This is a genomic window from Candidatus Lariskella endosymbiont of Epinotia ramella, from assembly GCF_964019805.1.
Lineage (GTDB): Bacteria > Pseudomonadota > Alphaproteobacteria > Rickettsiales > Midichloriaceae > Lariskella.
Genome location: NZ_OZ026472.1, coordinates 63,572 through 84,736, shown reverse-complemented (window position 1 = coordinate 84,736; position 21,165 = coordinate 63,572). Strand labels below are relative to the sequence as shown.

General features: G+C 35.2%; 16 protein-coding genes and 1 tRNA gene. 8 read left to right on the top strand and 9 right to left on the bottom strand.

Features of this window, described 5'->3' with window-relative positions; translation table 11 throughout:
- Positions 1-685: 685 nt before the first annotated feature.
- Together AACL20_RS00345 and nhaA are read left to right on the top strand one after the other, a co-directional pair.
- Positions 686-762 (top strand) — tRNA-Ile (locus tag AACL20_RS00345).
- A 118-nt stretch (positions 763-880) separates the two neighbouring features.
- Entirely contained in the window at positions 881-2,053 is a 1,173-nt protein-coding gene (nhaA, locus tag AACL20_RS00340; RefSeq protein WP_339052198.1) for a Na+/H+ antiporter NhaA, read from the top strand.
- Between the two features lie 538 nt (positions 2,054-2,591).
- Here nhaA and AACL20_RS00335 read toward each other — a convergent pair.
- Positions 2,592-2,771 (bottom strand): hypothetical protein, encoded by a 180-nt coding sequence (locus tag AACL20_RS00335; protein ID WP_339052197.1) that lies wholly within the window; start codon positions 2,769-2,771, stop codon positions 2,592-2,594.
- Between the two features lie 444 nt (positions 2,772-3,215).
- Here AACL20_RS00335 and uvrB point away from each other — a divergent pair, with 444 nt between their 5' ends.
- Both uvrB and AACL20_RS00325 read left to right on the top strand, forming a co-directional pair.
- On the top strand, positions 3,216-5,240 hold the full coding sequence (uvrB, locus tag AACL20_RS00330) for an excinuclease ABC subunit UvrB (protein WP_339052196.1): 2,025 nt from the start codon (positions 3,216-3,218) through the stop codon (positions 5,238-5,240).
- Between the two features lie 875 nt (positions 5,241-6,115).
- Complete coding sequence (locus tag AACL20_RS00325) at positions 6,116-7,165, top strand: monodechloroaminopyrrolnitrin synthase PrnB family protein (RefSeq protein ID WP_339052195.1); 1,050 nt, start codon at positions 6,116-6,118, stop codon at positions 7,163-7,165.
- 326 nt (positions 7,166-7,491) lie between these two features.
- Here AACL20_RS00325 and AACL20_RS00320 read toward each other — a convergent pair whose 3' ends face one another.
- The 7 genes from AACL20_RS00320 to AACL20_RS00290 form a co-directional block, all read right to left on the bottom strand.
- On the bottom strand, positions 7,492-8,172 hold the full coding sequence (locus AACL20_RS00320; protein ID WP_339052194.1) for a phosphatidylserine decarboxylase: 681 nt from the start codon (positions 8,170-8,172) through the stop codon (positions 7,492-7,494).
- A 738-nt stretch (positions 8,173-8,910) separates the two neighbouring features.
- Positions 8,911-9,405: a translation initiation factor IF-3 gene (infC, locus tag AACL20_RS00315; protein ID WP_339052643.1), complete on the bottom strand. Its 495-nt coding sequence runs from the start codon at positions 9,403-9,405 to the stop codon at positions 8,911-8,913.
- An 82-nt stretch (positions 9,406-9,487) separates the two neighbouring features.
- Positions 9,488-11,398 carry a threonine--tRNA ligase gene (gene thrS / locus AACL20_RS00310; RefSeq protein WP_339052193.1) on the bottom strand — a complete coding sequence of 637 codons (1,911 nt, stop codon included), beginning with the start codon at positions 11,396-11,398 and terminating at the stop codon, positions 9,488-9,490.
- 5 nt (positions 11,399-11,403) lie between these two features.
- Positions 11,404-12,705, bottom strand: a complete 1,302-nt coding sequence (locus tag AACL20_RS00305) for an amino acid carrier protein (RefSeq protein WP_339052192.1) — start codon at positions 12,703-12,705, stop codon at positions 11,404-11,406.
- 670 nt (positions 12,706-13,375) lie between these two features.
- The gene (locus AACL20_RS00300; RefSeq protein WP_339052191.1) at positions 13,376-13,957 is read right to left on the bottom strand and encodes a hypothetical protein; all 582 of its coding nucleotides are present in this window, start codon (positions 13,955-13,957) and stop codon (positions 13,376-13,378) included.
- Between the two features lie 92 nt (positions 13,958-14,049).
- The gene (gene dapE, locus AACL20_RS00295) at positions 14,050-15,216 is read right to left on the bottom strand and encodes a succinyl-diaminopimelate desuccinylase (protein ID WP_339052190.1); all 1,167 of its coding nucleotides are present in this window, start codon (positions 15,214-15,216) and stop codon (positions 14,050-14,052) included.
- Between the two features lie 308 nt (positions 15,217-15,524).
- Positions 15,525-15,845, bottom strand: coding sequence for a hypothetical protein (locus AACL20_RS00290; protein ID WP_339052189.1), 321 nt, complete (start codon positions 15,843-15,845; stop codon positions 15,525-15,527).
- Positions 15,846-16,044: 199 nt separating this feature from the next.
- Here AACL20_RS00290 and ppa point away from each other — a divergent pair, with 199 nt between their 5' ends.
- The 4 genes from ppa (at position 16,045) to ftsY (ending at position 20,109) form a co-directional block, all read left to right on the top strand.
- The gene (gene ppa / locus AACL20_RS00285) at positions 16,045-16,596 is read left to right on the top strand and encodes an inorganic diphosphatase (protein ID WP_339052188.1); all 552 of its coding nucleotides are present in this window, start codon (positions 16,045-16,047) and stop codon (positions 16,594-16,596) included.
- Positions 16,597-16,773: 177 nt separating this feature from the next.
- Positions 16,774-17,520, top strand: coding sequence for a rhodanese-related sulfurtransferase (locus AACL20_RS00280; protein WP_339052187.1), 747 nt, complete (start codon positions 16,774-16,776; stop codon positions 17,518-17,520).
- Positions 17,517-18,815: a hemolysin family protein gene (locus AACL20_RS00275; protein WP_339052186.1), complete on the top strand. Its 1,299-nt coding sequence runs from the start codon at positions 17,517-17,519 to the stop codon at positions 18,813-18,815. Before AACL20_RS00280 ends, AACL20_RS00275 begins: the two co-directional genes overlap by 4 nt.
- Before the next feature lie 346 nt (positions 18,816-19,161).
- The gene (ftsY, locus tag AACL20_RS00270) at positions 19,162-20,109 is read left to right on the top strand and encodes a signal recognition particle-docking protein FtsY (RefSeq protein ID WP_339052185.1); all 948 of its coding nucleotides are present in this window, start codon (positions 19,162-19,164) and stop codon (positions 20,107-20,109) included.
- A gap of 324 nt (positions 20,110-20,433) precedes the next feature.
- On the opposite strand, the gene AACL20_RS00265 is transcribed toward ftsY, so the two are convergent.
- Entirely contained in the window at positions 20,434-20,586 is a 153-nt protein-coding gene (locus AACL20_RS00265; RefSeq protein ID WP_339052184.1) for a hypothetical protein, read from the bottom strand.
- Between the last annotated feature and the right edge of the window lie 579 nt (positions 20,587-21,165).

The window sequence follows — 21,165 nt, the reverse complement described above, 5'->3', positions numbered from 1 at the left end:
CTATCACTATAGTAAAAAGATAATACATATTATAGATTTTTTATATTAAGCTAGCAATAGAGAGCTAATGTATCATAAGCTAAACTTGAGAAATAAGATTTTTTGTTCAGTAGGCTAGATTTTTCAATTCTACCTTACATGATATTTTTATACTGCCTTGACATATGCCATTTTACAACTTTAGTAGTTGCTTACAACATATCCACTTGCAAAAAGCGTTGAATTTTATATTTCAAAAACTTTAGAAATGTTGCTCCTGACTCAATTTTCGCACATTATACTGTTAATAAAGGTGCTTGCGTGATGATTTTTGAAGTATGACTAGTTTTGTCTGCCTATAAGAAATGAAGAGTTGGTATTTAACTTTTGCACATATGAAGTTAGACTGCAAAAAGAGGTGGGAAGAGTCAAAGGAGAATTTGTATAATCAATACATAACGCTATAGGAACCTGACGACGCCAATTTTGCAAAGTATGAGAGTGTATAATTGCATTAAAATATCTTTAAGTACTTTTTACTTATCACTTCAAACTTTAGAGAAATAATTCATTAATCTGTTACAGTAAGATAAATAGAATGATGTCATGAAGTATATATAGTTGATTTTTTATTAGAAAGTTGCTAAGAAGAATCTTGGCGTATAGTAGAAGATGTTAGAGCGTCAATTGGAGATAAATTTTAGATGGGTTTGTAGCTCAGGTGGTTAGAGCGCACGCCTGATAAGCGTGAGGTCGGAGGTTCAACTCCTCCCAGACCCACCATCTTAATATTTGACTTTTACTTTTGCTGACTTGGTTTTGAATACCGAAGATTGTGATAAGAAATGTGATAGGTCAGCTATTTAATTAATATCTAATAATTCATATCACACTTGAGCATATGGTAGTAGCTAGATTGGCAAATTTTGGACTCATTCTACATAGAGCAGTCGAAAAAGGTGTATTATTATTTGGCTCGGCTATATTTGCACTTCTAATTGCGAATTCTCATTATTTTGACATTTATAATGCGATTTTGCACGAACACTTTACTCTTTCTTTTGGCAACCATGCTTTTAAATTATCATTAGAGTATTGGATAAATGACTTCTTAATGGCAATATTCTTTTTAGTTGTTGGTACTGAGATAAAACGAGAGTTAATTGCCGGTCATCTTGCAAATCCTGAGCAAAGGTTACTTCCTGTCGTTGCTGCTATTGGGGGCGTGCTGGTTCCTATTTTAATATATTTGACCTTTAACTATAATGACCACGTGAAAGTAAGGGGTTGGGCTATCCCCGCCGCTACTGATATAGCTTTTGCGCTTGGTGTACTGCTACTCTTTGGAAAATCTCTTCCAGCTCAGCTCAAGATTTTTCTGACAGCCCTTGCAATAATAGATGATCTGATTGCAATAGTGATGATTGCTTTCTTTTATACAGAGACGATAGTCTGGTATTATCTAGCTTGTGTAGCAGTTTGCGTGCTGGTTCTATTGCTTTTAAATCGCTATAAAGTAGCGTATATTCCAGTTTACTTGCTTGTTGGACTCATTATGTGGTACTGCTGCTATATGTCTGGCATACATGCAACAATCGCTGGTGTCATCCTTGGATTTTCCATCCCGCTTTATATTGATGAAAATTATTCACCACTTAGATCTTTAGAACATGCACTCACACCGTTTGTTTCTTATATTATTTTACCTATGTTTGCATTTGCAAATAGCGGCATTTTATTGTCAGACCTTTCATTCAATAGTATATTTAACTCAATTACTCTTGGTATAATATTTGGATTATTTTTTGGAAAACAGATTGGTATTTTTGGCACTATATTTCTCTTGGTGAAGTGTGGAGTAGTGAAGCTACAGCAGAAGGTTTCAATGCTGCATTACTATGTTGTATCTATAATGTGTGGCATAGGCTTTACAATGAGCCTGTTCATTGGAATACTATCTTTTGAAAATCAGATGTATTTGTCTAGCGCCAAAATTGGTGTAATGTTAGGCTCAGCCTTATCTTGTGTATATTGTGGCATTGTAATGCTAATCGTAAAATTACGCTCTTCTTAGCATGATTAGCTGCAAGACATATATAAATAATATATCTCCGATAAATAAAAAGAGTTGCTATTTCGTCGATTTGCTACGCACATTAATTTTTCGGAAAGTTAAATATACGAAAGTTAGCTTGAAAGCACACATACGCTAATTTTCTGGTATGTAATTTGTCCTGTACCTAGCAAATACTACTTAACAACGTCCATAAGGTTTTTGGCAATTTTGCCATTTTTTTCTGCTGGACTTTCGGTGCATCATAATAACTTGAAACCGATATAAATCCTCAAGTCTTAGAGTGATGACGCAGGTGACTCAGAAGAATGCAGGGTGCGCAAGTAGCGCTGCCTTCATAAGTTGCGCGTGAGGATTTTAATGGCATAATTTTTTAGAGTGCATGAGAAAATCAGGCCAAAGGAGTCCTGCGCAAGTGGCTTTGCCGGCAGCGTCTACATAAGAAGCATTTTAAAGATGCCAATTTTGAAAAGTACGACGAATATATTTACTTTCCTCTATTGATATCGCATAAGCGATTATAGATTGAAACGACCGATTATTCTTCTATTTTTTTTCGGATATCATCTGGAATGTTATCCTTATATAAGTTATACATGAATTTTTCGTATAGACTGAAATCTTTGTATTTTTTACCACTTGGTATAGAGAAGTAGTGCATTGCACTACTTGAACCGTGTTGCATAAATTGAAAAGAAGAAAATAAATCATTATCCACTTTTTTTCTTTCCTTGTTGTATTGACAGTACAAGTAAATTATGAGCAGCAATGCACCTATATTCACAATTTTGCTGTTAAATGAGATCATAGAATGTTTTTAAAGTAATAATAATGCGTAACAAAAACCAGTAAGCGACCCACCTCCATAAACTATGTGGCAACAGAAGTAGAAAGCTTGTAGTACATATACCGGCATGCAAATGAAGAGTTGGTGTTTATTATGTACATACTAAATTAAACTTCAAAAAGAGCCAGGAAGAATGCTGGCATATGTGTACACACATAAAATAACATAAGGAGTATTTTGACAACGCCAATTTTGAAAAGTATGACTAGTATATACAAAGCAATGCCAAACTTCTTTGCAAAGATTTGCCATAAAAACGGCTCAACATTTCATCAATATAGCATATTAAAAAGCGATAAGTAGCAAAAACTTCACATGCAAAAAAACACATTTCATCTACATACAGAATTTTTACCAGCAGGCGATCAACAAAAAGCCATAGACTATTTGGTAAAAAATATAGACCAAGAAGCAAAAGATCAGGTATTACTTGGAATCACTGGTTCTGGCAAAACATTTACTATGGCAAATGTGATAGCGAAAACAAATAGGCCTACCATCATTATGGCTCATAATAAAACATTGGCGGCACAGTTATATTCTGAGATGAAAGGTTTTTTTCCTAATAATGCAGTAGAATATTTTGTTTCATATTACGACTATTATCAACCTGAGGCATATATTCCAAAGAGAGATCTATATATAGAGAAGGATGCAAGTATAAATGATAGGTTAGATTTACTTAGGCACTCTGCGACCAGAGCATTACTTGAAAGACAAGATGTCATAGTAGTTGCTTCTGTTTCCTGCATATATGGACTTGGTGCGCCAGAGCTCTATCTAAAAATGACTCAAAAGCTTGAAGCTGGTATGAAGCTTTCTAGAGAAGCATTGATAGAAAAGTTAGTGGAGCTGCACTATAAGAGAAATGATACCAGCTTTGAACGCGGCACATTTAGGGTTAGAGGAGAAAATATAGACATTTTCCCATCGCACTATCAAGATAGGGCTTGGAAAGTTACATTTTTTGGCAATGAAATAGAGAAAATTAATGAATTTGATCCAATTAATAATAAACGTACAAACACTTTATCTGAGATAACTATATTTGCCAATAGCCACTATGTAACACCGAGACCAACCCTTCAACAGGCAACTCGCCTTATCAAGCATGAGATGCAGCAAAGAGTAAAATATTTTGAAAATCAAAATAGGATGGCTGAAGCGTTTCGTATTGAACAAAGAGTGAAATTTGACTTGGAGATGATGCTAGAAACTGGTAGTTGCAAGGGAATAGAGCATTATTCAAGGTATTTGTCTGGTAAAGAGCCAGGAGAGCCACCTCCAACTCTTTTTGAATATTTACCTAAAAATGCATTATTGTTTGTGGATGAAAGTCATGTGACTCTTCCACAAGTCGCCGCAATGTTTAATGGCGATAAAGTGCGTAAAGCAAATTTAGTTGAATATGGTTTCAGGTTACCATCTGCAAAAGATAATAGACCTCTGAAATTTGAAGAATGGGATACAATGCGCCCTCAAACTATTTTTGTCTCAGCAACTCCAGGAAAAATAGAACTTGAATTAGCTGGAGACAAATGTATAGAGCAGGTAATAAGACCAACAGGACTTTTAGACCCTGTATGTATAATCAGACCGATTGAGACGCAGGTTGATGATTTATTAAATGAATGTAGAATTGCTGCTGAAAATAACGAGCGTGTTATGGTCACTACGCTTACAAAAAAAATGGCAGAAGATCTTGCAGACTATCTAGCAAATATAGGTGTAAAGGCTATATATCTTCACTCTGAAATACAGACTCTTGAAAGAGTAGAAATTATAAATAAGTTACGTATTGGCATTGTAGATGTATTAGTTGGAGTAAATTTATTAAGAGAAGGCTTGGATATCCCTGAATGTTCACTAGTTGCCATACTTGATGCAGATAAAGAGGGCTTTTTACGCTCAGAGACATCGCTCATACAAACTATCGGAAGAGCTGCACGAAATGCTAAAGGAAGAGTAATACTCTATGCAGATCGCATTACAAACTCTTTGGAGAAAGCTTTGAGCGAAACTGAAAGGAGGAGAAAAATACAAGAAACATATAATGAAGTGCATGGTATAACACCAGTTTCTGTCAAGAAAAAAGTAAGTGACGCTATCAATGAAGCGCTTGAGATTCTTGGAGCAACTGAAAATGGCGCAAAAATTTACAAAGATGATTCTTTAGACTTTAAAAAACTTAGTGTAAGAGAAATAGAGAGAAGTATAGAGCGCATTAGATCTCAGATGCTTGCTGCAGCTAAAGACCTTGATTTTGAGCTCGCGGCTGGACTTAGAGATAAAATAATTACTCTGCAACAGTTCTTGATAGAAGCTGGCGTAGAAGAATAATACTAATTTCCTAGATGCCGCGCTCAAGGTCAGTGCTCGCGCGAGGATTTTAAGAGCATGATTTTTTAGAATGCCAGCGCCATATATAACAGCTTAACTTCAAAATTTTTTAGTTTTATAGGAAATGCTATTGGAAATTATATTATATTATGATCATAAAAATTGCTCTTATATTATCAAAGCAGCATAAATGACTTTTTATCGAATAAATCAATAAATTTATTATATATCGCGACGCCAAATTTAAAATTTAGGTGACAATGCGCAATTTAACAATAAATAATTATGTAGTATTATAATAAGATGCTATAATCAAATTATGGTTGTATAGAATCGAGTACAGCGAAGCTTATCAGCAAGATAATGCTTAAAAGCGTGATCTTTGCCAATTTTCGCTAAAAATACGAATGAGAATTGCAAAATTCTGCATAATCTCGGAATTAGCCTCGATTACCGCCTGTTTTCACAAGAATCATAGAATCCTTGCTTGTTTTGATATCTAAGCAAGCAAATTATGTCCTAGGCGCTGCATTAAGTAAGTGCACGCGCATGAATTTGAATGGCATGATTTTCTAGAGCGCAAGTGAATTTTCGAGTCAAATATTATATATTTGCGAAAAAATTGACGAAGTAATATCAACTACCACAAATAACAACATATATTTGCTGTTTATTTTCTAGAAAATTTAAGATGAGATTTGAGTTTAGCTATACTAGAAGTACAGTGGCCATGCGCGCTTAAATCTTCAAAAAAGACAACACTTGAAAACTTAAGGTGAAAAATTAAATTATAAAAAAAGATTAGTTTGATAAAAAGTCATAATACCAATGCTTTCATAAAGATTTAGTCAACTGCATAGCTATAGGTTATTTGTATGGAGACGGCATTAACTTACTCTAAATATGTATCATCTCTCGATCCACTTTACTTTGATGAGCTTGTTTCTCTAATACACGATTCTAATGCACAAAAAAACTCAAGTGAACTCATTAGAATACTAAAAACTCTAGCAGAGAGAGCTGCTATCAGAGATTTTAATTATTATGAAAAAATAGCAGCCATACGTGATATTGGTATCTTGCTAGGCTCTTTAATAAGACTAGACATACAACCATGTAATATTTTACCAGGGCTACCTGATGTACTGATGAAATTTGCAAAAGACACAGATTTTCCACCTAGAGATACTATATTACACTATACAATTTTCAACCCGCAAAATGCTCGTATTCGTTCATATACCGGCCTCTCAGACGAGCTATTGTTCATTCAGAATATACGCTCTGGAGTATCTGATATTATGACAGTAATGCATGAACTAGTCATTCTGTACACAATCTCACCACTTGATGAGGAATTTACATTATGCGCAGAAAATATCTTGGCAAAACTCACTGTATCGCTATATAAGTGCTTAGCATTGGCTGCTCAAGTTGCCTCCTCGGAAGTCGCCGCAAATAAATTAATGTACTTCTATCAAGAGTTAACTATAGATAATCAAAAGTATTTTTGGGTCAACTTCATACAGGCCTGTATTTGCATCTTTGATCATATATTATGGAGCTGTTCAATTGCAGAAGAATTGCCTATTCAAGAACAGAAAATAGACTTACTATACATGTTTCCTGAATTGCGACAGATTTATAAAAGATTTATAGATATGCCAGATTTAATAACAAAGTTTTCTCACTTGACTAAAGGCAAAACACATTTAGAGATTGTGCAAAAAAATCATAAATTGCTTACTCACATACTAAATTATCTAATTGATCCTAAGAAATCTCCTATACAAGCAGATAATGACACTTCTTTAGATGATCAAAAAAGTAAATTTAACTCTAGCGATATATTCATTCCTAATCATCAATTATTTTTTGCTAAAAAACAGGAAGCTGCAATGAGATTAAGAAATCTCATCCACTAATCCCAAATACCATTTCTCACATATAAAGCTTGAGAGAGTGTGGAAGTATATGGCCAAAGAAGGTGGAGAGATTATATATTAAAAGCAAAATCGGCAACGTGTTAAACAATTTGGAATTTATGAGCTAAAGATATGGCTAAAGCAGCATAAAAAAGTCATGTTATACTTTGTACTTTTGATAAATTTTAAGTCAGCCTCTCCACTAAAATAGAGTTATATTGCCGATTTCAAATGAATAAAAACTTATTCTAAATACTGCTTGCCATACATACTTTATAGTGCTTGCTATGGCATTTTGAAATATGACGAGTATTATTAGTCATTTTCTACTTTTTAGCTAATCTATTTTTGAAGTCTGCTATAATAGTCTCGCCGCCAGTCATTCTTTGTTTTTCTAACACTTGCAGTTGAACATCAATCGGAAGATAAATATCAACTCTACTACCAAACCTAATGATTCCAAATCTTTGACCAGTATCTACAGCATCATCCTTTTTCAAGTCACATACTATTCTACGAGCAATTAGCCCTGCTATCTGCACTATAGCGATTTCATTCCCATCTTTAGTTTCTATAAGTATTGATTGACGCTCATTATATTCGCTTGCTTTGTCTAGCGATGCGTTGAAAAACTTTCCAGGATTATAATGCAACTCCTTTACTCTTCCTGCGATTGGTACGCGATTTACATGTACATCAAAAACATTCAGAAAAATGCTAATTCTTGTCATCATATGATCTCCCATGTCTAATTCTTTTGGAGGAATAGATTGAGTTATCTTTTGCACAACACCATCAGCTGGACTGACTACAATATCAGGATCTTCAAACGTTATACGTTCGGGATCTCTAAAGAAAAATACACACCATAAAGTAAGAATCAATCCGCAATACCCTAATGTACTCGAGATTGCAAATAATATAACTGTTCCTAGCAAGAAGAGTATGATAAATATATATCCCTCTTTATGTATACTTGGAATATAATCTTTAATGCTATCAAACATACGACCTCTTAAAAAGATTTAAAAAACGTGGCAACCTACAAGAAATTGATCTATTTTCACTAATATACATAAATATATTAAGAGTATATTTTAGACAAAATTGATATCATACTTGATGTAATTTTTTACATACTAAAGAAATAAGACTTTCTGGTTTGCTCGTCAAAAATCGATTTGCTACGCAAATAAATTTTTGTGGAAAGTTAAATATACAAAAATTAGCTTTTAGGCGCGACCCTGCTCTAATTTTTGGATATATTAATTCCGTACTTGCAAATACAACTTAGGTACTGCCTGCAAAGCCACTTGTGCAGACCTTTGCGGCCTAATTTTCAAGTATTACTTCATTGATTCCTTCGCAAAGATATATAATATTTGACTTAGAAATTAACTTGTACTCTAAAAAATCATGCCCTTCAAATTCACGTGCGTGCACTTTATAAGCAGTATCTAACAAAAGCCATAAGGTTTTTGGCAATTTTGCCACTTTTTCTGCTGGACTTTCGGTGCATCATAATTGCTTGCAACCAGAACATAAATCCCTACATTCGAGAGTTATAACGCAGGCGACTTTCTATTTACAATACATTCACTAGACTTCTTTGAGTTTCTAGGCTTATTCTAAAACTACAAAACACAGTAACTTAAGGTTAGTTATGACTCATTATTAAAGACATAACAACGAACTTATAAGCAATATCATGCTCAGATCTCATATATAGCTTTACATCTTAAGTATTACTTAGGAACGATAATCATATATATCTGTTTTCCTTCCATCTTAGGTGTAGACTCTATTTTCGCAAATTCATCAACGTCATTTTGGAACCTTTGCATCAAGCTAAATCCCACCTCTTGGTGAGTAATTTCACGCCCTTTAAACATGAGCGAAATCTTCACTTTGTTTCCTTCCTTGATAAACTTCTGCGCACTGCGGATCTTCACTGCGTAATCGCCAATATCTATATTTGGCCTCAGCTTTAATTCCTTCACCAACACCACCTTTTGATGCTTCTTGGCTTCATGAAATTTCTTCTGCTGCTCATATCGATATTTACCGTAATTTATCAGCCTGCAGACAGGAGGAGAAGCATTTGGCGAAATCTCCACAAGATCCAATCCTCTTTGTCTTGCAATATTTAGAGCTTCACGCGGTGCAATCACACCTACCATATCTCCATTTTCATCTATCAACCGCACTTCATCAGCCTTAATCTGCTCGTTAACGCGGATATCCAGTTTACTGCTTATGACTTCCTCTCATTATTTAAATTAAAAACTTCAGCTATAAACATTATGTCAAATAACAAGCTATTTACCTGGGTATATTGCTCATTTCAATAAATTGCAACATAAAATCATCCAACGAAAGCTCTATGTTAGAATCTTCTCCAAGTCGTCTCATACATACTGTACGATTTACTGCCTCTTTGTTTCCAATGGTGAGAATCACTGGAACTTTAGCAAGCGAGTGCAATCTAACTTTATAACCGAGGGTTTCGGCGCTGGAGTCTAATATAGCACGTATCTTGTGTTCTCGCAAAAATGAAAATACTTCTTCGGCATAATTTTCAGCACTGCTTGATACAGTAGCAATCACTACTTGGATCGGTGCAAGCCAAATTGGTAATTTCCCTATATAATGTTCAAGCAAAATTCCTATAAACCGCTCTAAAGAACCAAAAACAGCTCTATGTAACATGACGGGAGTATGCTTCTGCCCATCTTGTCCTATATAACTAGCTCCAAGTCTATATGGCAAGTTAAAATCTACTTGCAATGTTCCAAGTTGCCAGTCACGACCAATTGCATCCTTCAAAACGAATTCTATTTTAGGGCCATAAAATGCTCCTTCTCCACTGTTAATTACATAGTCCAGATTCAGTTCTTGAATCGCAGCAAGCAGTGCAGTTTCTGCATTATCCCAACTCTCATCAGATCCTATTCTTTTTGATGGTCTGTCAGAAAGTTTAATTCTAACATCTTTGAATCCAAAATCTCTATAAATACTAAGGACCAAACGACAAACAGAGAGACACTCCTCATGCATTTGTTCTGGCGTGCAGAATATGTGTGCATCATCTTGAGTAAATGCTCTAACTCTCATTAAGCCATGCAAGGCGCCGGATGGTTCATATCTATGCACTTTCCCAAATTCCGAAAGACGTAGCGGCAAATCTTTATAACTAGTCAACCCACATTTAAAAACTTGCACACCGCCTGGACAATTCATTGGACGTACAGCATAAGTTCTTTCGTCTGCAGCACTGGCAGTAAACATATTCTCGCTAAACTTTTCCCAGTGTCCTGATTTCTCCCAAAGACTTCTGTCAATAATTTCTGGAGTACTGATCTCGTTATATCCAGCAGCATTCTGCTTTTCTCTCATATAATTTACCAAAAGCTGAAATAATGTCCAACCTTTTGGATGCCAGAATACAGCCCCTGGTGCCTCTTCTTGAAGGTGGAATAAGCCCATCTCTTGACCTATTTTTCTATGATCACGCAGCTTTGCTTCTTCCAAAAAATTTAGATATTCTTGCAGTTGTTCTTCTTTAGAGAATGCAGTGCCATATATCCTTTGCAGCATCTGATTTTTGCTATCACCACGCCAGTAAGCACCAGCAACCTTCATTAACTTAAAAGCTTTCACTTTGCCTGTGGAAGGACAGTGTGGCCCTCTACAAAGATCAGCAAAATCACCTTGAAAATAAACACTTAATTCCTCATGAGCTGGAATATCTTTTATAATTTCGACCTTATAATTTTCTCCTTTATCCTGAAAATACTTTATGGCCTCTGCTCTTGTCATGACAACACGAGTGATTTTCTCATTTTGCTTCACTATACTACGCATTTCAGATTCAATCGCAATTAAATCGTCAGTAGTAAACGCATCCGTCCTCACAAAATCATAATAAAAGCCGTTCTCAACTACAGGCCCTATAGTAACCTGCACGTCAGGATAAAGCTTCTTCACAGCCTGTGCAAGGATATGTGCTGCGCTATGCCTTACTATATCCAAAGCTTCAATACTATCCTCGGTGATAATTGATATAATAGCATCATCGTTTAAGGTATGACTTAAATCTTTAATGACACCATTCACTCCAATCGCAATGGCCTTTTTTCCAAGACTCTTGCTAATATTTTCCGCAATTGTAAAACCTGTAACAGGAGAATTAAAACTTCTTACACTGCCATCTTGTAACGTAATGTTTATCATAATTACTATAAAAACTTTATATCTTTACGAAGCTTGAACACACCTAAAATGTTGATTAACATCAATAACCCACCGGAAACACTCATTACAAGGATCACTTTCTCCTGCGTTTGAAAGGAAAACACTATGAAAGCAAACATAGAGTATATTATGTAAACAACTTTTCCAAATTTAGGACTGATAAACTGCGCACATTTTTGTCCTACTACAAGATAACCCACAATAGTAGTATATGCAGCAACAAAAAATAAGCACATTGTAAAAATATCTATGTGAGCTATATAATCTGAAAGCGCTACTGATATATACTCCGAAGGCTGAAGATTTTCAGCTTGCCACACACCAGTTAGCAACGCTATCAAAATAGTAATCGTACAAATGAATGAATCAGTAAACAGACCAAATATAGCCATTCTTGCCTGTCTTTCAGGATATAGCGTTTGTGTTTCACTTTGCACAGTAGAATCATAACCTATTCCAATATCTCCAGAATAAACTGCTCTGGAAACTCCATAGTGCGCAGCAAGTAATATTGTGCTGCCAACGAATCCTCCAACTGGTGCATGACCTGAGAATGCAGACTGCACAATCACCTTCAGCACTGATGGCAATTCAGCTGCATGATCAAATATAACCCAAAGACCGATCAAAACGTAACATATTATAAAAGGAGGCATCAAAGTAGAACATATATTTGCAAGTCTGGAAACCCCGCCAACTGCAGCAAGCATTACTAGCACAAGCAATACACCAATCACCAAATAACGATTGCTACCAGTTGTGCTAACTATCGTATCTGTGACAATTAAGAACTGTGCGACCTCAGCCCCATATATGCAAAGCAGTATGCAAACTATATAAGACAAAAATTTATTTCCAAATGCGGTTTGCAGGTAATACATCGGGCCACCATTATACCCACCTTTATTATCTGAAACTCTATATTTAATCCCAAGATATATTTCAGAATACTTAACAAGCATCCCACAAAATGATGCCATCCAAAGCCACACCAGGCTTCCAGGACCACCCATAGTAACTGCAGCCATTACAGTCACAATATTACCAATACCGACCATGCCACCAACCGATGCGAAGTATAGCTTTATTGGGTGCAGACCTTCTTTTCCCTTCTCTGCACACTGTATAAGTTCTTTTACATGACTGCTAATTTTAAAGACCGAACGAAATTGGAAAAACTTAGAAGAAATCGTAAAATATATACCAGAGAACAATATCACCGCCAGTGAAATATACGTCCACAGCAGATCATCAAGCAAAGATAAAAAATCAAAGAATAGATCCATAACTATTAATAATAATTAAATAATAATAAATTAAAACATTCACTCAAATTGACTTTTCAGCATTCAGACGTATCTTTTCTTTGCAAAAAAATCTTCTATGTAATATGAAATCCATATAGGTACTGGGCTTAGAGTGATCAGAAATACACCCAACAAACACTAAGAATTTAAGTTATATAATCTGTCCATCAAAAATCGATTTGCTCTGCAAATAAATATCTTGCCGAAAGTGCAATGTACAAAAATTAGCTTTTAGGCGCGGCCTTGCGCTAATTTTCGGATATATAATTTGTCCAATACTAACAAATATTACTTAACAAAAGCCATAAGGTTTTTGGCAACTTTGCCACTTTTCCTGCATGACTTTCGTTGCATTATAATTGCTTGCAGGCCAATATAAACCTTCTGCTTCTTAGAGTTATGACGCAGGCGACTATACTCAACATACTTTTTAAAATTGACGCCTTTAAAATGCTCCTTATGTATACATATGCACCCTCATTCTTCTTGGCTCTTTTTGAAGTCTAACTTCGTATGTGCATAATTAATAAATAACAACTCTTCACCTATAGGAGGTATGTGCTATAAGTTAGATGTATCTTTAGGTCATAATCCATAAAATAAGCCCTTAATCTCACTAAAAAGCTGCAAGAAAAACAGAATGCAAACATCACCAAGATATGTCTACCTTGGTATCACCTGTAATACAAACTCCAAATCCGCCATATGATGGATCTCCACTTGCATCTGCATATTGCAAATTGCACTCCATCAGAAGACCATCATCTGCAATCAATTTGCCAGACATCTTACCAGATGTATGCTCAGATCTTTTCCCATTTTTCAAGAAGCCTGTGCGAGCAGCATTTCTGCTGCGACCCACTACAGCCCCATCCATGCGAAGTCCTGTCATAGTATCTGTCTTAAGAATTCGACCTGAGTGTATTACTCTTCCTTGGAACACAGAACCATCTGGCATATAAAGTGTCAACCACGTACTCTGATCCAATTTCTTGTATTGAATAGAAACCTTTTGAGCAGAAGAGATTATTATTCCCTGCATACTTCCAGATGTAGGTCTATGTGACGAACAACATGTTAATAACAAAAGCAAAGCGATGAGAGACTTATACACCCATATGTTTGCTTTGCCAATATTTAAGTTTGCGTATAAAAAAGTAAATACAGAGGATATTATGAAAAACACCTGTGACTTCACACAACCTGCGCACATAATCCACTTTCTAGCCATAATAATCAAATATTCCCACTGTTCTTTGTGCTATAAATTATATTTTTCTCGCATGCAGCCCATATAAAGCAAACTTAAATATCAGAAGATATCTATATTTTTGTATTAAAAAATTTATGCAAGAAATTTTTATATATTGCTTTCAATATCATGATATCTGACACGCTTACATGTTCATCAACTTGATGTGCCGTTTTATTAAGCAAACCAAATTCCAGCGTTGGACAATGATGCATTATAAACCTTGCATCAGATGAGCCACCAAAAGTATTGATATCAGGTTTGATCTTTGTTACTTCAAATATTGAATCTGAAAGCATATCTGAAATTGCGCTATGATCTGTGCAAAATGGCATGCTATTCATATTATAATCTAGAGAAAAATTATTGATATGCTGAGAACATATGTCTCGTATTAGCTCATAGAGACTCTCACATGTATGACGATCATTAAATCTTACATTAAATTGTACACGAACAGCTCCAGGGATTATATTTTCCGCACTATTTCCTATATTTATATCAGTAAACTCTAGATTTGAAGGCTCAAATTTATCAGATCCATTATCAAGTTTGTATGATTTAATAGACTGCAGAATCGGCAGCATTATATCCACAGCATTATCTGCCATACGATGATACGCGACATGTCCTTGCTTTCCATAAATCATTAGAGAAAATGTGACACTACCTCTTGCGCCAACCTTAATTATATCTCCAACACGCGCATTGCTAGTAGGCTCCCCTATGATACAAGCATCTATCTTGATATTGCGGTGCCTAAGCCATGCAATGACATCTCTTGTGCCATGAATTGCTGGCCCCTCCTCATCACCCGTTATCAACAGGCTTATCATGCCACTCTGGCGTCCAGCACATTCCTTGAGATATTCACCTGCAGCTGATATGAAAGCTGCTATTGCTCCTTTCATATCAACACAGCCTCTACCATAAATAACGCCATCTTCCAGCGCCGCTTCAAATGGATGAAATTTCCATTTAGATATTTCACCAACTGGCACAACATCTGTATGAGCAGCAAAACATAAGTTTGGCCCGGAATCTCCTATCCATGCATAAAGATTTTTAATCCTTGCGGATAGATCTCCACCAAATTCGAGAATTTCACATTTAAACCCAGCGTTTATCAAAGTTTCATATAAAAAATCTATAGCTCCATCATCAAGCGGAGTAATGCTCCGAAATCTAATTAAAGATCTTAACAACTCTAAACAATCCATCATATGACGTCCTAACACGATAAAAACACTGAATTTTAAAAAATCATAAGCGTCTGCGGGTGGATTTTAAATAAAAGCGCACAACTTTGCAACAAAAATAATAAATTCCAATACCATTAAACAGTGCAAATCATTAATTAATGCAACACAAGTTGGAGGATTTTGAGGAAATGCTCTTTTAGAGCCCAAGTTAATTGCCGCACCTAATGTTTTAACATATTTGCAAAAGCATGAACAAAGTAATATGAAAAATGAGGAATCCACAAAGGCTTGTACAATAACTTTGCAGGCAGTGCAATACTAATATAGCAAGAAGAGAAAAAGATTTATGATGCAATCTCTAGTGATTCTGGCGGAAACATAGGCAAACCAGATAGGCAAATTACAACCTTTGTTGGAGCTGCTGCACTATTTTGTTGTTTTTTAATAGCCTCAAGTGCAGTGATGGCCTCTACCAATTGAAAGTCAAGACCTACATATACCATATAATAACCCTTATGCTTATATCTATACCTGCCCATATAATCGATAGAAGTAAACTCTCTCAGTGTATTGTCAAAGTTAGAATTCAACTCATATGTTTTTATATTATTGAAACTCTCATTACGATCTGTATCAATTTGTGGCGTGCTATTGAGCTCAGGCATATTGTTAGTATGTAAAGAAAGTTAAAAAACTACAAACAACAGTGTAACATCTTTTAGTTTAACAAAAAATATTAGCATCCATCAAATCATTTTTATCAGCAAAACACTTCATTCAGTTTCTTGACATTAATAAAAAATTGTTTAGCATTAGCGCGTGCCCGTTTTTCATGTTTTAAAAATCGCAAAGCGAGATAATATTATGATAGTTAATTACGAAAAATTGAGCGCTGGTAGCAATCTGCCACATGAGGTTAATGTCCTAGTGGAAGTGCCAATGAACGCCGAGCCTACAAAATATGAGTTCAACTCTGATGTAGGTGTTATGTTTGTCGATAGGTTTATACACACAGGTATGCGTTATCCATGCAATTACGGCTTCATACCAAAAACACTCAGCGGTGACGGAGACCCTGTTGATGTTCTAGTATATGCAAATTACCCCATCATATCAGGCGCTGTAGTGACAGTAAGACCGCTTGGAGTTCTGCTTACAGAAGACGAAAAAGGTCAAGATGAGAAAATTTTAGCTGTCCCTATTACAAAATTAGATCCATTTTTTGAGAAAGTAAAATCTTATCTAGATCTCCCGGAAAGTCTGATACAACAGATAAATCACTTTTTTACACATTATAAAGCTCTTGAAAAAGGCAAATGGGTTAATATAAAGGGCTGGGAAGGTGTTGCTTACGCGCAACAAATCATACAATCAGGAGCAGCTAACTTTAAAGCGCAGCAACACAGCAGATCGTAGTGCATATATAAAAGCAAAGTTGTTATTTCCTTTAGTATAAATTAGATTCAGATTGAATGTATCGTTCAAAACTGTATGGGTATATAATAATTGTATAGCTCTGTTCACAGCAACAGCACTATTAATGTTTTTGGGGAATATATAGGATAAAATTCGAGAAACCATAGAGAGATTATAATGGAACAATATACTGTAATAACGTTCTACAAATTCATTAACATAGAAAATATTCCTGAACTACAGATTCAACTATTAAAGATCTGCAAAAAGCATTCTATAAAAGGAACAATCTTAATTGCAAAAGAAGGAATTAATTCAACACTCGTTGGCAAAGAAAATAATATTGAACTATTTCTAAACAGCTTGCTCAAGCAAAAATTGTTTTCTGATCTTTACGTACAGAGAAGCAAAGTCGACTTTATGCCATTTCATAAGCTCAAGGTAAAGGCTAAAAATGAAATAGTGACATTTCGTGAACAAGAGTTAGACATTGCACAAACAGGAATACATGTTGAGCCAGAAGAGTGGGATTCATTGTTGCAAAACAAAGAGGAATTTCTAGTAATTGACACTCGCAATGATTATGAGGTTGAGGTCGGTACGTTTGCAAACTCAATTAACCCAAATATCAAAAATTTCACAGAGCTTAAAAATTGGCTACACTCTTTGGATATAGGACACAAAAAAAACATAGCAATGTTTTGTACTGGTGGCATTCGGTGTGAAAAATCTACCGCATATATGAAATCTCTAGGGTATAAAAATGTTTACCAACTTAAGGGTGGCATTATTAACTATCTAGCAAAAACAAGTAATAAAAGTGGCATGTGGCAAGGCGCTTGTTTCACATTTGATGACAGGAGAGCCTTAGACACAGATTTGCAACCGCAATATAATAATGCTCACATGTATAAAAGAACATGATTAATTTCTCTTTAGATGTTCTTGTGTTGCTTGCAATTTTGATGCTAAACGCGCTTTTTGTCATGGCAGAAATTGCTATAATCACCTCCAAACAACCCAAATTAGAAGAACTGTCTAGAAAAGGAAATAGAGGCTCTAGACTTGCAATGAAGTTATCCTCAACTCCAGAGGTATTTCTATCTACTGTACAGGTAGGCATAACATTTCTAAACATTTTGATAGGGCTTTATGGAGGAACTTCTATAATCAAAGACGTAGACAATTTTGTTGCGGAATTACCAGTGATAGGAGAATATCATCAAGCCGTAAGTTATGCTAGTGTGATGATAGTGGTAACATATTTTACAGTTCTGGGAGAAGTTGCACCAAAGCGTATAGCAATGCTTTATCCTGAAAAGGTAGCATCAATTGTTTCTCACAGCATGATTATTGTGACGCAAGTACTATACCCTTTTGTTTGGCTAATTACAGTATCCACAAAAGCTGTGCTGTATATAATTAGAGTGAAAAAACCTCAAACACAAGTCTCGCTTGATGAAGTACGTTTTCTAATCCAGCACACTGAAGCTTCTGGTATGTTTGCAGCAACTGAGCAGGATATCTTCAAAAGAATATTGCATCTAAGTAATGCAAAAGTAGGTGCAATAATGACACCAAGAAGTAAGATGGTATGTATTAATCTTCATGATGATAATAAAACAAATGTGTATAAGTTATCTGCATATCCGTTTAATTACTTTCCAGTGATTAACAAAGAATTGAATGATCTAATAGGAATCGTACCTGTAAAGAAATTATTAAATGTAAGAGTAACAAATGATACGCTTGAACACATAGCTAAAAAATCTAAAATCTTATACATACCTGAGGTTGCTAAGGTTAGCAAGTTAATTGAAATTTTCCGGCAAAAGCGTGCTAGAATAGCAGTAGTACTTGATGAATATGGTGATATAGAAGGGCTAGTCACTTTAAATGATATATTAAAAATTCTAGTTGGAGATATTGCTATAGGTGTTCCTAGTATACAACCAAATATTATTAAGCAAAAAGATGGTGTATATCATGTTCAAGGCAACACTCTGATAGAAGAGATAATGACGCTACTTAATATTACAAAGCTTCCTGGAGAAGATGAGCATGAGTATAGAACACTCGCAAGCTTTATCTTAAAGCAAATGCTGAATTTTCCTAAGCTTGGTGATAGTTTCATTGCAGTTGGCTGGAGATTCACAGTTATAGGAATGGAAAACCGTAGAATAGCTAGAGTGTTGATAGAAAAGATAATAGCTGATTAGTCCTAAAATTTCTTTTAAAGATAGATTTAAATTTGTTGCAAAAGAAGCTGTGCTAATGTCTAGTCTATGCCAATAGATGTTATAGTAGTGCTAGGTGCTGCCGGCAGTGCCTAGTATCATCTAAAAAAACAATTAGTAATAATAAGTATGCTACAGAATGTATTACATATGGCTAAAGCAGCATACGAATGAAAATTATTCTAAATACTCGTTTGCCATGCCTATTTTATAGCGCTTTAGCTATATATCAATTCTGAGACATAACACTTTGTCTATACTTCTTTTTTGTCCGTGTTATTAATCAATCAATATATTGCTAATTTTAAAATGAAGCGGAGACAATTTAATGACATTTTTTAATAAACTATATTCTACCCTTGCTAAAACTTCTGGGAAGATCAGCTCTGGCGTAGGGAAAATCTTCGGACTAGGCAAATTTGATAAAGAATCACTAGCGCAAGTTGAAGAACTTTTGATAGCCTCAGATATCGGAGTTGCAAGTGCAGAACATCTAGTATCTAAACTTGCAGCAGCAAAACCAAGCGGCGTTGACCTCGAAAATGAGATAAAAACCTTATTACGTAATGAAATTAAAGAAATTTTGCTGCGCGCAAAGAAACAGCAAAGTATCTTTGACAATACTGCTGAGTATAAGCCGTATGTACTGATGATATGTGGGGTAAATGGTAATGGGAAAACTACAACTGTAGCAAAACTCGCAAAAAAATTCCAGGATCTTGGTAAAAATGTAGCAATTGCTGCTTGCGATACATTTAGAGCTGCTGCAGTTGAGCAACTAAACGAATGGGCAAATAGAATAGGATGCAGATTTATAAGTGGAAGCGAAGGTTCTGATCCTGCAAGTGTTGCGTATAAAGCATTACAAGAATCTAAAAACTTGAAACTTGATGTACTGATTATAGACACAGCAGGTAGATTGCAAAACCAAGCAAACTTAATGTCAGAGCTCGAAAAATGCAAGCGAGTCCTACAAAAACTTGATGAGTCTACTCCACATGAAATTATTTTAACGCTCGATGCTACTACAGGGCAGAATGCTATAAACCAGGTCGAACTATTTGGCAAAGCAGTAGGAGTATCTAGCCTCATCTTAACTAAACTGGACGGAAGCTCAAAAGGCGGCATTGCCATTGCACTTGCACAAAAGTTTGGGATTCCTATATGTGCAATCGGCATAGGTGAAACTCTTGATGATCTACAGGAATTTTCTCCTGAAGAATTTGCCAGCGCAATAGTCAGTCCATCCGCCAAAAGTATGAATTCTAGCTTTTGAAATTCCTTGGCACAACTTGATATTGTGTATTTTATTGCCCAGCTGATGGCATCTGTGTCAATTTGTTGTGATTTTTTATGGCAGAATGAGAAAAATGTCTGCAAAGTGTGCCTTTTTCATTAGATGGCACGCGCGCAAAAAGTCTCAAAACAAGCATAAAATAGTGCCTGGAGCGCAAAAATAGCGCTTAAATCCGCAAAAAAAATGTTATAATAAACGCAAAAACCTTACGGATTTAAAACACTATCTTCCAACTCTAAAGGTCATTTGATACAGCTTCTGAGACTTTTTGCGGGTACTTCTTAGAGTTTGAGACGCGGGTGACTAAAGACTTTCTGAGTATTTTATCTCCAAAACTTTCTTTACTTGTTTTACATCTGGTTTGTAATTAAATAATTTGATCAGCAGTACAATTAATAGAGCGATCTTCAGCACAATCACGACAATTGAAACTTTTTTGATTGATATTTTTTTCATATCACAAATACTCTGATTATCTAACAGTTACTGTTAATTACATTTTTTAAGCAGCAATAATTTAATTAAAAGCCTGCTTTTCAAAAGCAATGCTTTTTATGCAGCAAATTTTGCAAGTATATAGTCCATTTAAGCGCTGATTTAATGCTATTTTGTATTTTATGCCGCTTTCTGAGGCTTTTGGCGCGCGCCAGCTCAAATGCTATTCTTTTACAAAGAAATATGTTGAAACACAGCATGTATTAAATATACAAGCAGATTTTATTACTTGCTCACTCGTAAAAGTTATAGCGCTGACTCAAAATCATGACATTGCAAGCCAAAGCTTTACTTATGCTGCGCAGTATATCATAGCACATGTGCAGTTGTGCGCTGCAAAATTAGCATCTATTAACTCGTAGTTTTTGTTGCATATGATACTCTCTATATTATTTAAGCAATAAATACTACAACTAAAACTTTAAACTTTGCTCTTCTATTCAATTGCACTTTTGATTAATAATCTTTATGTGCTCAAATAAAAGATTCAATTCCTAATTTTCAAGGTGCTGTATATCATCTTATTAGTTTGTTTGCAAA

Bases quoted from the DNA above. Each gene is read 5' to 3' on its own strand.
- nhaA (WP_339052198.1), top strand. From the start codon at position 881: ATGGTAGTAGCTAGATTGGCAAATTTTGGACTCATTCTACATAGAGCA.
- uvrB (WP_339052196.1), top strand. From the start codon at position 3,216: ATGCAAAAAAACACATTTCATCTACATACAGAATTTTTACCAGCAGGC.
- AACL20_RS00325 (WP_339052195.1), top strand. From the start codon at position 6,116: ATGGAGACGGCATTAACTTACTCTAAATATGTATCATCTCTCGATCCA.
- AACL20_RS00320 (WP_339052194.1), bottom strand. From the start codon at position 8,172: ATGTTTGATAGCATTAAAGATTATATTCCAAGTATACATAAAGAGGGA.
- thrS (WP_339052193.1), bottom strand. From the start codon at position 11,398: ATGATAAACATTACGTTACAAGATGGCAGTGTAAGAAGTTTTAATTCT.
- AACL20_RS00305 (WP_339052192.1), bottom strand. From the start codon at position 12,705: ATGGATCTATTCTTTGATTTTTTATCTTTGCTTGATGATCTGCTGTGG.
- AACL20_RS00300 (WP_339052191.1), bottom strand. From the start codon at position 13,957: ATGGCTAGAAAGTGGATTATGTGCGCAGGTTGTGTGAAGTCACAGGTG.
- AACL20_RS00290 (WP_339052189.1), bottom strand. From the start codon at position 15,845: ATGCCTGAGCTCAATAGCACGCCACAAATTGATACAGATCGTAATGAG.
- ppa (WP_339052188.1), top strand. From the start codon at position 16,045: ATGATAGTTAATTACGAAAAATTGAGCGCTGGTAGCAATCTGCCACAT.
- AACL20_RS00280 (WP_339052187.1), top strand. From the start codon at position 16,774: ATGGAACAATATACTGTAATAACGTTCTACAAATTCATTAACATAGAA.
- AACL20_RS00275 (WP_339052186.1), top strand. From the start codon at position 17,517: ATGATTAATTTCTCTTTAGATGTTCTTGTGTTGCTTGCAATTTTGATG.
- ftsY (WP_339052185.1), top strand. From the start codon at position 19,162: ATGACATTTTTTAATAAACTATATTCTACCCTTGCTAAAACTTCTGGG.
- AACL20_RS00265 (WP_339052184.1), bottom strand. From the start codon at position 20,586: ATGAAAAAAATATCAATCAAAAAAGTTTCAATTGTCGTGATTGTGCTG.